This window comes from Ligilactobacillus murinus DSM 20452 = NBRC 14221 (genome assembly GCF_001591685.1).
GTDB classification, from domain to species: domain Bacteria; phylum Bacillota; class Bacilli; order Lactobacillales; family Lactobacillaceae; genus Ligilactobacillus; species Ligilactobacillus murinus.
This window is the reverse complement of sequence record NZ_BCVJ01000007.1, coordinates 1-11,760: the sequence shown is the minus strand read 5'-3', so window position 1 is coordinate 11,760 and position 11,760 is coordinate 1. Positions and strand designations below refer to the sequence as shown.

General features: G+C 36.7%; 13 protein-coding genes. All 13 read right to left on the bottom strand.

Features of this window, described 5'->3' with window-relative positions:
- Window positions 1-116 precede the first annotated feature (116 nt).
- On the bottom strand, window positions 117-506 hold the full coding sequence (locus LMU01S_RS02515) for a protein-export chaperone SecB (RefSeq protein ID WP_056959062.1): 390 nt from the start codon (window positions 504-506) through the stop codon (window positions 117-119).
- Between the two features lie 11 nt (window positions 507-517).
- A complete protein-coding gene (locus LMU01S_RS02510) occupies window positions 518-793 on the bottom strand; it encodes a hypothetical protein (RefSeq protein WP_056959063.1) in 276 nt (91 codons plus the stop codon).
- A gap of 5 nt (window positions 794-798) precedes the next feature.
- The gene (locus LMU01S_RS02505; protein WP_056959064.1) at window positions 799-1,323 is read right to left on the bottom strand and encodes a hypothetical protein; all 525 of its coding nucleotides are present in this window, start codon (window positions 1,321-1,323) and stop codon (window positions 799-801) included.
- 68 nt (window positions 1,324-1,391) lie between these two features.
- Complete coding sequence (locus LMU01S_RS02500; RefSeq protein ID WP_056959065.1) at window positions 1,392-2,084, bottom strand: YjjG family noncanonical pyrimidine nucleotidase; 693 nt, start codon at window positions 2,082-2,084, stop codon at window positions 1,392-1,394.
- Window positions 2,085-2,097: 13 nt separating this feature from the next.
- Entirely contained in the window at window positions 2,098-2,544 is a 447-nt protein-coding gene (locus LMU01S_RS02495) for a YcjF family protein (protein WP_004050351.1), read from the bottom strand.
- Between the two features lie 211 nt (window positions 2,545-2,755).
- Entirely contained in the window at window positions 2,756-3,247 is a 492-nt protein-coding gene (locus tag LMU01S_RS02490; RefSeq protein WP_056959066.1) for an NUDIX domain-containing protein, read from the bottom strand.
- 88 nt (window positions 3,248-3,335) lie between these two features.
- A complete protein-coding gene (locus tag LMU01S_RS02485) occupies window positions 3,336-5,156 on the bottom strand; it encodes an acyltransferase family protein (RefSeq protein ID WP_056959067.1) in 1,821 nt (606 codons plus the stop codon).
- A complete protein-coding gene (locus tag LMU01S_RS02480) occupies window positions 5,153-5,524 on the bottom strand; it encodes an MORN repeat-containing protein (protein ID WP_056959068.1) in 372 nt (123 codons plus the stop codon). The genes LMU01S_RS02485 and LMU01S_RS02480 overlap by 4 nt, the downstream gene beginning before the upstream one ends.
- A 194-nt stretch (window positions 5,525-5,718) precedes the next feature.
- A complete protein-coding gene (locus LMU01S_RS02475; protein ID WP_056959069.1) occupies window positions 5,719-6,114 on the bottom strand; it encodes a hypothetical protein in 396 nt (131 codons plus the stop codon).
- A 213-nt stretch (window positions 6,115-6,327) separates the two neighbouring features.
- Entirely contained in the window at window positions 6,328-8,412 is a 2,085-nt protein-coding gene (locus LMU01S_RS02470; RefSeq protein WP_056959070.1) for a hypothetical protein, read from the bottom strand.
- 32 nt (window positions 8,413-8,444) lie between these two features.
- Window positions 8,445-9,203 carry a 5-bromo-4-chloroindolyl phosphate hydrolysis family protein gene (locus LMU01S_RS02465; protein ID WP_056959071.1) on the bottom strand — a complete coding sequence of 253 codons (759 nt, stop codon included), beginning with the start codon at window positions 9,201-9,203 and terminating at the stop codon, window positions 8,445-8,447.
- Between the two features lie 6 nt (window positions 9,204-9,209).
- Complete coding sequence (locus LMU01S_RS02460; RefSeq protein WP_056959072.1) at window positions 9,210-10,544, bottom strand: toxic anion resistance protein; 1,335 nt, start codon at window positions 10,542-10,544, stop codon at window positions 9,210-9,212.
- A gap of 585 nt (window positions 10,545-11,129) precedes the next feature.
- Window positions 11,130-11,760: hypothetical protein (locus LMU01S_RS10545; protein WP_169795903.1), on the bottom strand; the 631-nt coding region annotated here is incomplete at its 5' end.

The window sequence follows — 11,760 nt, the reverse complement described above, 5'->3', positions numbered from 1 at the left end:
AACAACTAAATTCACAGTTTTTGCATCTATATAGTGTAGCAAGAAAAGATGACACTGTCAATACTTTTTGGGCGTTTTCTGAAAACTAATTCGTTATTGTTGGACATACCTTTTTATCACTTATCTTTCGCCTGTTCTTCTAATAAGGATAGTATATTTACCGTGGGGATCAACACAGCATCTGAACTATCTAAAGATGAAACCATTGAGATGGCACTTCGTAGATAAGGAAAAATGATTGCAGCTCCATTAACTACCAAATAATTTTCTTGCTCACTCTCTGAATTGATCGTGAAGTACCCACTCACTCGAGCCACTATCGTCTTATTTTCGCCTTGATCAACAAATTTTGCCTTTAATGTGACCTTGCCGTTTTTCCTATCCTCAGTCATTCCCGATTCTATTGCCAACTTCAAATTATCCGATCCTAAGTCTTCATTATCTACACTTCTAACATAAGATAACTCTTCAATTTCATATCTTTCTAATTCTATCGCTGGTTTCATAGTCTACTCCCTTAAGCCACATCTACTTCATAGGTTAAATTATCAAGATCTACTTTAATTGTAGTATATTTTTTGATCCCCTGTTGAACACCTTTTTCCTTTTTAAGTGAATTAGATGTTGCAGAAACGACCGTATCTAATAAAATACTAGTTTTTATCTGTTTATTCCGTTTTTCTTTTTGTTGCTGAGCATATTCATAAAAATCAGCATCTAAGGATTCTAGGAACTTAGTATCTCCTGACTCTAATCCTTCGATCAGCTTATCCATTCTGTTAAGCAATGACATGTCATTCAACTCTTTTCTATGTTTCCAGTAAAAATTCCACCATTTCCTTCTTTTACGCAATATATAACCTTTACCTGATTAGTTAATTTCTGCACCCTATTTTCTGAATCAAGCAATTCAGTTTGAGGGGTTTTAGGATACTTACCAAAAAACTTCACTAATTTAACATTACATTTTTCACAAAAGAAATCAATTTTATCCCCAATAGAAGCTTTCTTTAAATATTGTAGTTTTGGTTCTTTACTAGCAAGCCGTATAAATTGATCTAATCTCTTTTCAACATTTAAATCAGTCAGATCGAGTAAATCATTTCTAGCATCAAACTTAACGTAACAACGAAAAATATCTGCCTTACCATCTTTTTGTTTTTTCCAATATTCTGCATTACCTTCGTTATCCCAAAAATACATCCCCGTTCCGCCCCACTCACTGTCATCTTTATGGTGGCTGATCCGTAACTCTTTATGCTTTAAAAAACTTTCCACACGGCTTTCATAATTACAATGGTATAGTTCTACTATGCAATTCATGATTTTTCCCCTCTTGCTTCTTTTTCCAAAGCATAGCATTCGTACAAAGAGATTACAACTTCATTTATTTAGCTTAAAATATCACTGATCTGCTCAAGCGAACTAGCTTCCAGATCGATCTTGATCTTAGGGTCAGCCACCTGGTGCTTACGATTCAACCATAGCGTATCGATCCCCGCATTTTGTCCGCCTAACATATCTGAGCTCAAAGAGTCACCAATGATCAAAGTTTTAGCTTTATCAAAACCAGCTATTTGCTCAAAAGCACGTTTAAAAAAGAGTTGCGACGGCTTTTGGGCACCTAACGTCTCTGAGATAAAGATCTGTTTGAAATATTGCTCAAACTTAGATTCCCTTAGCCGTTTTTCTTGGATGAATTTAACACCGTTAGTCACGATATACAGCTCATAATCACGCGCAGCTAGCTCTTCCAACAATTCCCGTGCCCCTGGAAGTGCTTGGTGACCATTGGCTAAAAACTGTAAGTAACGATCATTTAAGCTATTGTTAGCTAATTCTTTGCCAAAATACTCCTTAAAAAAAGTCGGAAACCGTGTCGCCATCAACTCATCACGTGTGATCTCATTTCGTTCTAGCTTTTCCCACAAACCTTGATTATACGTCGCATAGGCATATTTTACCGTAGCGGTCGGCTCGATATCGACTGAAGTAAATAGTTGGTCGAGGGCTTGGTCTTGCGCAGCATGAAAATCAAGTAACGTATCATCAACATCAAAAAGCAGCGTCTTATAGCGTTTCATATTATACATCCTTTTATTTTTTCTTAGTAGCAAGTGCGATGGCTGTTAAGATAATAGAACTCAGACTTTCAAGATCGATCGCATTTCCATCTTCAAATTCCTTGATCAACACTTGCCCGATCGCTTCTGTGACTGAAACAGCGACCCCCGCACTGATCGCACCACCCAATATGCTCCCAGCTCCAGGAACGAGCTTAAATAAATTCCCCGCCAAACTGCGCCCAAGCGTCGTTGCAAAAGTCGATTTGAGTACACCTTGGACCATGCCCTTGGATACTTTTTTACCATAGGCACGGTAGATCTGAACGATCATCGCAGTCTGGATCGGCATCAAAGCGACGGCATCAGCAAATGGGATCGGAGTAGCTGCGACCGTAGCTGCCCCAAGTGCTGCTGTATGCACAGCTTTGTTAGCTTTTTGTTTTGGCGTTTCAACTGTTTGCTCATCTTTTTTATCCATAATAATACCTCCTACTTTTTCTTCTCTTTTATAGTATAACTAAAAGTTAGCTGTAATCATTTATTTTGCTTGACTTACAAAAGGATCAGTTATGTTTAATGCAATCATAGCTTTACACTTTAGTTGATTACTTTTATAATTTGGCTCACAAAGAAAGATTACTTGAATAATTGGATAGTGCAGTAACGTTTATTTATTAGGAGCTTTATATCTATTGTTTGGGGGATCCCTTAGATTCTTGGCCTTTGACATTTTCAAGATAATAGTTGAGATATCTTTTATAGTTGCCAGCAAAGTTTTTAGGTAGTTTGTCATACGAAAAATACTTGAATTGGAGACTTTCATCACGATCAGTTACCAATGTGCCGTGATATTTAGTCACTTGATAAAGTGTCGTCACCATATAGATCTTATCTTGGTTCTTTAATGTCGCATACGAATATTCACCAGAAAAAGTATGGAGCTGTCTTAGCTCTGTTACGCTTAGACCCGTCTCTTCTTTAACTTCTCGGATCGCAGTCTGCGCTAAACTTTCGCCTAATTCCAACAATCCTCCTGGCAAGCCCCATTCACCTGAAGTTCGCTGCTGTAACAAGATCTTTCCTGTAGAATTTTCTAAAATAACACATGCTCCGACTAACAATAAACGCTCATGTCCGATCTTTTGTCGCATCTTTATCACATATTCTGGTATACCTTTCATCTCTTCACCTCCAAAAAAGCATAGCGCTGCTACAAAAAAACAGCAACTAAAAAGATCTGGACAGACCATTGCCCAGATCTTTAGCTTCTTATTTTTTAACCGGCGTCTTCTCAGCTCGCTTGAGTGCATCTTGGATACATTCTAGGTAGAGTTGACTGGCATTTTCACGTCCACCAAAATGCGTTCCGTCAGTCCCCTCAAATACTTCAGGATGGGCTCTTGCAACTTCATCCCAGTCGCCGATCGTGATAAAGTCATATTTCTTAGGTAAGGTCCGTTCCCAAACCCCTAATTTATATGAATTATACGAAGAATCTGCATGTCCATCGTGTGGCGTGATAAAGATCAAGTGATGCCCCGGTTTTAGATCATCGATGACTTTTTGCGTCTGTTCTTGATAATCATCAAGCGAATTAGTCCCGATACACATCACGACATTTTTGCGTAACTGCCCCGTATTTTGTAAATTCATCAAGATGTCATAAGCTAAATTCATCGTGCGATTTCCTTCAGCATCGATATCTACATCTTGCATGTGTTCTAACAAATAGCTACGACTCCCTAGCGTAACACTATCTCCAATGATCGTTGTTCCAGCTGGAATATCTGTATTTTGAGCGGGCGCTACTGACGGCTCATTTTTAGGTGCCGTCGCTTTAGCATACGCCATATCGAGCTTACCGACATCTTGTTGGATCCCACCTAGCAGCAGACTTTGTTCCAACGAAGAGATCTTTGGCGCTTGTAAACAAAGAAATACACCAAAACCGATCGCTAATGTTAAAAATCCACCTAAAGGAGCCATAATGTGTTTGAATTCAAGCTTTTTATCCAAAACTTCAACTGACTTTCCGCGCAATAGTGGTTCTATGAAGTAATAGGAAACACTAGCAAATAGGACCGACAAGATCGTCGTGATCAAAGCTGCGACCCAGTTGCTATAAAGTTTGGAAAAGATCACAAATAGCGGCCAATGGAAAAGATACACACTATAGCTGATATCAGCTAGATAACCAAAGATAAAGGGTTCTTTTGTATCTGGGGTCTTGCGGTGTAAGATGTTAGCCCCTAAGATCGCTCCTGCTGCAAATAAACTAGCTAATAAAAAGCCAAACATGTACGTTTCACGCTGATCAAAGCGCAAGCAATATGCCAAAATGAACAAACAGATCAGATTTGCACTCATAAAGAGCAAAGCCCGGGTCTTGGTCCAATGTTTGGCCAGGTTCTCACTAAAAGCTGGCATCAGATCTTGGATACCTGCAAGTGCCCCTAACATACTCCCGACAAAAAAGGGGAAGATATGGGCAATGCTTGAAAAATAGATCGGCGAAAATTCCGTCAGTTGTTGAGCGCGTAGGTACATAACTAACGCACTACTGATAGCCAAAGCAGTTGAACTTAGAAATACTCGTTTGCGAAATTGTTTTACCGTTGCGGTGACCTTTGTCAGTAAGTAGAGCACAAAGCCCCAGATCAAGTAAAATTGTACTTCGATCGCTAACGACCAGGTATGCACGAATAAATGGGGGATAAAGCGTGATTCGTAGGTCCCACCCGTGTTGATCTCAAAGAGATTAGTCACAAAGCCTAATGCTGCTGCGATTTGATGAAAAAGATCGGTAATATAGTCTTTTCCGACCAGAAGCGTAAAGGGTAAAACAAGACAGATCATCAAGATCAAAGGCGGTAAGATCCGCATCACACGCCGATAATAAAAATCTCGCAACGCAAATTTATTCGACCGACTAAATTCATCTAAGGCTAAGGCGGTGATCAAATACCCTGAAAAGGTAAAGAAGATATCGACCCCGATAAAGCCACCCGTGTAACGCATCTGAAAGAAGTGATAAAGTAATACACAGATCAGTCCCGTGATCCGGATCAAGCTAAACCATTTGATTCTCATTTTTCTTGATACACTCCTTTATCATAATTTCCAGACTGGATCACTTTGCCATCTTTTACCAACTTACCTTGGCCTTGGGCAACTCCACGGTGAAAGACCCCTTTAAAAGTCCAACCTTCATGTGAGCGATATACTCCGCGCCCTTCAAAATGTCCGTCTTTAAAGGTCCCCGTATAGGTATCACCATTTTTAAAGCGTAATTCACCGGAAACGAGTTTGCCTTTTTCAGTCTTTCCCCGATAGACGGTCCCATCTTGGAATTTGACAACATCACTTTTTTGACCATTACCGTAAAAAAAGGTCAGCCCAATACAGCTAACGATCAAAATGCAAGCTGCGATCAAGATCCACTTTTTTCTCCCTTGCATAATAATTCTCCTCTTTACTAATAATTAATGATTACTATATATTTGTAGTCTTTATCTATTTTCTTACTACGAAAATAGATAAGCTACCGCACCAAAGAGCACAAATGCCACGCTGAAATTCTTTAAAATCAGCTATATCTTACTATAAATTGCAGCCAATTAAAATATTTTTGGCATTTTTAGATAAATTCTTTTTAAGATAATCTAAATGCTTGGTCAATAAGACTTTGGAGAGTCGAAAGTTCAACTTTACCGTAGCATTCGAATTCATCGCTCAAGCTATCTCCGAGTTTTTCGCCTATTGTAAGTAGTTCGTTAAAAGTTTCTTTTCTCTGAAAAATATTGACTATGGGTATTAAATTATAGATATGATCAGATACGCTGGGGCTATAATTTTGGTTGATAGCTTTAGTCACCAGCTCAAAAACTTTCTTCTTAGATATCGCTTGATCATAATATTTATAAAGCGCAATGATCATCTGTGAGTATCGTCTGGCAAATAGCGTACCAGCCGGTTGGGATAACGTGACCATTGGCGCAGCTGGATCTTTTAGCTTCCAAGTAACGATCTTTTTTGCTTCTTTTTTCATTGTGACTCTCCTTGTGAAATGAAAATTATAAATTTTTATATTATTTTCCTACATCACACAGACATACTCTGTCACACACTGAAAAAATTGTGAAGAATTCAATAAAAATCAATCTTAAAGTACTCTGTTATAACCAAAATCCTATAAAAAACTCCCAAATCAGATAAAGATCCAATTTAGGAGATATATCCCTGCCATATAGAGAAAATTTAATTACATATAACAAACTCTAAAATAATATTCTTCATCCATAAAGCGATATTTGGTAACAGCTAAAGGCTTACCTGCATTATCTTCATCAAGAATAACAGCTACATCTGAACACTTTTCTGGTTTAAAGTTATCTCTGAATTTTGGTGCGACTTCTATTGGGACCTCTAAGAAGCCTTTTTGTCCATTACCATAGATATATTTAAATTTAAATTCATCTGGGTCATATTGCTTGATTTTAATATTTTTTAATTGATCCATAAATAATAGGACATTTAATTTGGCAACACGATCATCTGACATCAATTGTTGCATTTCTCTAGTAGCTAATTTATCGGCAGCATCTAATTTTGAAATTTTGTTATCCAAGTGATTTTCTTCTAACGACAACCGGCCTTGGAACTCATTTTTAAGTTCTTCGATCCTATCAGCCACCCGTTTGTCAAAATCTTCTGCGCGTTCAAACTCACCACGAACCAATGGAGATTTAGCATACTTATCTTTGACTAACTCATTTAGCAGATCATCATTTTTAGCACTCACTTTTGCCACATAACGATCTAAGTCTTCAATATCGTTACCTTCTAATTCATCACCTAGATATATTATCATCAATTTTTTATGAATATATTCAGCCTTTACTGGATCCAACATTTTCATATAAAATGTTGTATAATTCTCTTTCAAGGCTTTATTCATTTGTTCACGCCATTTTCGCTGATCTTCCGCTAATTGTTCGTCTTCAAGTCTTACTTCTTCATACTGTCTTACATAGCTTTTAACTTCATCAACCTTTGCAATCCCATAATCGATCTTTCTTTGAAGCTCTATAGTATCATAACCTAGAATAAACTTATTGATTTTAGCCCAACTTCCTTCAGTTGGTAATTCTTCATGATTGATCTCTGCAAAGTAATTGAAGCGATGATTTTTAGCAGCTAATTCATTCAATGTGAACTGATATCTGTTGATTATTTGCGTTCCATGTTCCATCTTAGAGATTATCCCATCCACATACTCAACACTTTGCCCGACAGTTACAGCATACTCCGCTGGCAACAACCCACCAGTAAGATAAGTATAAACATATTGGGGGTTATCCTCAAAAATATCTTCACCCTTATCAATAGCTTGTTCGATCTTCAAGCGTAACTCTTTTTCTTTTTGTTCTTGTTTTGTAAGAAATTCTTCCCGTTCTGCTTCAGGTAATTCTTTATAAGCTAACATTTTAGCTTCAGTGACTCGATCTAAATTCAACATACATTCTAGTTTTAACGTTGTATATTTTCCATCAATATCAAACTCGTTTACAATATCCAAGTATTCATTGATCTTTTCTTTAGGTAGGTCTTCTTGTAATAACGAGACTGTATGTTCTAAGATTTTTCCACGGAAAGTTTCAAATTTATCGCTATCATGGGAAGATAACTGATGTACTGCATAGCTCCAAAATGTTGGATCATTTTCTGTGATTGCTTTTTCAATAAGCAACTTCTCTAAGCGAACATGTTGTGCAGGACTCAAAACTTTCAATAAATCGACCCTAAATGCATCATTGATCGTTAAGTCACGTTCTACTAGTGGCTCTAGCATATTTTGATAGGCCATTACTGCATTTTGTTCCTTGTTAAGAGCAGTAATAACTGCCTCAAACATTTCGGCTTTATCGCCTATTGGTAACGAATTGAACATAAGTTGCTCATTTTCAAACTTAACAAGTACAAGTTTATCATCACTAGTATAACCTAATAATAGGTCATTTAAAGGCATGGCTAAGCGTTGTTCATCATTGAACTTCCAAAATACCCATTCATCGATCGCACCGATCCCTAAAGTCCCATTATTACGCATCATTGTTGTGTCTACAAAGAATAGTAGATCTCGATAGTCAACATTGAATACTTCACGTAAATTATCGATCTTTTTGTGCTCGATCTTTTTAGTAGATGCATTCGGAATTTTTTTTTGTTTTAGTTGCTTAGCGATCCTATTCTTTAATTCACGCCTTTGAGCATTTTCACCAAGCGGACAAATCTCATCATCGACCATCTCATTAGCAAACTTCTTAATACCATCAAAGAATCCCATCTTAATCCCTCACGATCACCTTTTAATTCATACTACTTCAACATGTCTTCGATATCATTTTTGCTGTTAACTTGGGGCATTTCTTTCTTAGGCATGGTTGTGGTATTTTGGGCCACATCACTTACCATTGCTCCACCAAGTGCAGTTTGACTTTGCATATCAGCAACTTGTCCCATCAAGACGCGCTTATACTCTACCTGGATCTTTTGCGCAAAGCCTTCGATCTGGGATTTAGTACTTGATAAAGTCTTTTGCACTTCAGGATCATTGGCGATCAAATTATTGTCATAGATACGATTGTAGTAACTGAGTGTCTTGTTCATCTCTGGCAAAATATTTACTACCATACCTTCAAAAGTGAAGATCTTGGGTGGATCATTTAAGATCTTCACTGCAATATCATCAAAATAACTTTGCAATTTGTACTTAGGATCAATGTAGCGCAAAGTAGGATTGTTCGTGATCGCGACCATCACAGCATTTGCTTGGGCAAAATACTGATCCACACTTGTGCGCCACTTTTCGATATCATCATTATTGTAATCAAAGCGTCGTTTTACATTTTTGGCAAATTTAGTTCGGTCAGCTAAATAACCATTGATGATCGCACGGTTTCTTTGCATTACTCGTTGGCGTTCTAGCTCTTGAACACTTGGTTGGGGAACTTGACGTACCGAATTTTTTCTTGCTTTGTAAATAAAATATGCGATCACTGCACCAGGAATGCCAATGTACCAAGGTAAAAATAAAACCAGTAAGATTGCAATTATCCAATATACTACTTTCTTCATTTTTCATTAACGTCCTTTTTCTGCATATTCTTTGACCTTTTGCTTCATTTTTTCTTCCATTTCGTTGAGCTTTTGCGTCGAAATTTCACGGATCCGTCGACCTTCTTCTTGGATCTGCATCGTTTCATCCAAAGTTTGGATCAATTTATTTTGAGCATATTCAAGTGATTCGATATCAACGATCGCTCTTTCATTTTCCCGCGCCGTTTCCACACTTGTTTGATGCAAAGCATCTGCCCCTTGAACTAACAAATCATTTGTCAGGTCACTGATACCTTTTTCTGTAGCCGTAACTTGTTTTTGACGTAATGTACTCATGATGACCACAAAGTTCGTACGCCAAGCTGGTAAGGTAGTCATGATCGTAGTTTGGATCTTTTCAGCTAAGTTGACGTTATTTTCTTCGATCAAACGAATTGACGGTGCTCGTTGAATGATCATTTGGCGGTTGACCCTAAAATCATATTTCCGTCGATCGATCGCTGCAACGTATTTATTAGCGACTTCCAGCTGTTCTTGGATCTTAGCTTCATCTTGCATTGGATCTTTTTTTGCTTCGTTTAATTCAGGGATGATCTTAGTCACAAGCTCTTCTTCATAAATTTCTAAACCTGCGATCAAGATATTGGTAACTCTAAATAAGTTCAAATTTTCTGTATAAAAGGCATCTAATTGCTTATTATCTTCAACCAGGATCTGTTGATCGACACCGAGTTTATTTTTCAAAGCATCGATTCGATCAGAAGTAGCTTTAAAGATATCTTGTTTCTTTTCTGGAACTAACTTGCTTGGCTTTTTCTTGAATAGACCAAAGAATCCTCCACGATCTTCTTGTTGTGTTTCCTCGCGCTCGACTTGTTCAGCAACTTCTTGTAAGTTGATGCTCTTGATTACATTAGCTAACATATTCAAATCATCACTGACAGATTTACGATTGCTGTCATCAAGACCTTTTTCCATATATTTCTTGGAAAAGGCATCAATACTATCAGCGGCTTTTTGACCGTAATTCGTCAATGTGATACGTTCCGCATAGTTGAGCTGTTTAGATTGCTTTTCAGCCAATTTTTGATCATTTTCATCTAGCTTGTTGTAGATCGTCTTTTCAACTTTTGGTGTCTTTGCTTGTACGGAGACATTGGCAGTATCATTGCCCAACAGATCCGATACGTCATTACCTGCTGATGGCGCTGGTGCATTTGTCGTGACAGGTTTAGCGACCACACTTGCTACTTCATCAGCACTTTTGACGACTTGCTTATTTTGCTCTTTGGTCTGATTGTACATTTCACCCATTAAATCGTCGCCTTGATCAACATCTAATAAATCTTCATAATTCATTTGAATACCCTCCTATATATGTAAAATCGTTTTAGGTTTATTATATTTAAAACTAAATTCATTTGATATTGTACATATACAAGATTAATTACATGTGTTTTTCCTTGTAAAAGTACAAATAAAAAAGTATCAGCAATTTTTTGCTGATACTTAAATAGTTATAACTGGTGTTTTTTTGACCTGTTTAAGTATATGTTGCCAGCACGCACCATCTTATTTTTTAATTCTCAATATCTGCTTAATTTTCTTACAATTTTTTGAGCAATTCTACCTAAAAAAGATATCATTTGCACATAAAAAATACTTTAAAAGCCTTGTAATAGAAATTTTTTACGGAAAGCATATAAGTTTTATCCAACAATATAACTAAAATTCACTCTAAATGTATCTATTAAAATTTCACACTTAGATTTTTCCAGTCTCTATTAGCATTATATCTCCAAATAAAATACGTTATTTCACAAATCCAAACCAAAAAAGCTCTATACAAATAACTTACGCCATTTGCATAGAGCTCTTTAATCAATCATATAGGACTTAGTTTAACTATTTTCGAATTATCCAATAACAAAATATTTAGTTGCACTAAATAGACCAAATTTTAAATACATAATCTTTACCATCAAAATTATACTTGGCTTCAACAGTTATTTTCTTTGAATTAGATTCTCCAGATGCTGGCTTACTTAGTATAATATCTGTAAAATTATCTGAAGAAAATTTTTCCCTAAATTCTTGAGCGACTTCTATTGGAACTTCAACATTGTTCTCCACATTCTCTTCACCATAGGTATACTCGAATGTAGATTCATCGGCATCATATCTACCTAAATTTACTTGTTGCAATTGATTTTTAAATATTATCCATTTTAATTTTTCTGCACTTTTGTCAGATAATAAATATTCTGCTTTTCTTTTTGCAATTGCTGTAGCAGCGTCTATTTTGGCCAATTTTCTTTCTACATCTTTCTCCAATTCAGGTAAACCACTTGAAATCTCTGCCTTTATTTCTTCAAGTTTCATACTTACTCGATTATTAAAGTCATCAGTACGTTCAAATTCACCTTTTTCTAAAGGATCGGTCTTATATGTCTTATTTACCAATAGTTCTAACAAATTATCCTTTTTCTCAAGTAATCTCTGCTTGTAATCCTGTAACGTGTTCTCCTCACTTTTAGCAATATCATTTTGCAAATATTGTTCAACTAAAATATCA

What these genes read in the sequence shown, in the direction of transcription:
- LMU01S_RS02485 (WP_056959067.1), bottom strand. Translation starts at nt 5,156, where the DNA reads ATGAGAATCAAATGGTTTAGCTTGATCCGGATCACGGGACTGATCTGT.
- LMU01S_RS02510 (WP_056959063.1), bottom strand. Translation starts at nt 793, where the DNA reads ATGTCATTGCTTAACAGAATGGATAAGCTGATCGAAGGATTAGAGTCA.
- LMU01S_RS02505 (WP_056959064.1), bottom strand. Translation starts at nt 1,323, where the DNA reads ATGAATTGCATAGTAGAACTATACCATTGTAATTATGAAAGCCGTGTG.
- LMU01S_RS02465 (WP_056959071.1), bottom strand. Translation starts at nt 9,203, where the DNA reads ATGAAGAAAGTAGTATATTGGATAATTGCAATCTTACTGGTTTTATTT.
- LMU01S_RS02460 (WP_056959072.1), bottom strand. Translation starts at nt 10,544, where the DNA reads ATGAATTATGAAGATTTATTAGATGTTGATCAAGGCGACGATTTAATG.
- LMU01S_RS02480 (WP_056959068.1), bottom strand. Translation starts at nt 5,524, where the DNA reads ATGCAAGGGAGAAAAAAGTGGATCTTGATCGCAGCTTGCATTTTGATC.
- LMU01S_RS02490 (WP_056959066.1), bottom strand. Translation starts at nt 3,247, where the DNA reads ATGAAAGGTATACCAGAATATGTGATAAAGATGCGACAAAAGATCGGA.
- LMU01S_RS02500 (WP_056959065.1), bottom strand. Translation starts at nt 2,084, where the DNA reads ATGAAACGCTATAAGACGCTGCTTTTTGATGTTGATGATACGTTACTT.
- LMU01S_RS02495 (WP_004050351.1), bottom strand. Translation starts at nt 2,544, where the DNA reads ATGGATAAAAAAGATGAGCAAACAGTTGAAACGCCAAAACAAAAAGCT.
- LMU01S_RS02475 (WP_056959069.1), bottom strand. Translation starts at nt 6,114, where the DNA reads ATGAAAAAAGAAGCAAAAAAGATCGTTACTTGGAAGCTAAAAGATCCA.
- LMU01S_RS02470 (WP_056959070.1), bottom strand. Translation starts at nt 8,412, where the DNA reads ATGGGATTCTTTGATGGTATTAAGAAGTTTGCTAATGAGATGGTCGAT.
- LMU01S_RS02515 (WP_056959062.1), bottom strand. Translation starts at nt 506, where the DNA reads ATGAAACCAGCGATAGAATTAGAAAGATATGAAATTGAAGAGTTATCT.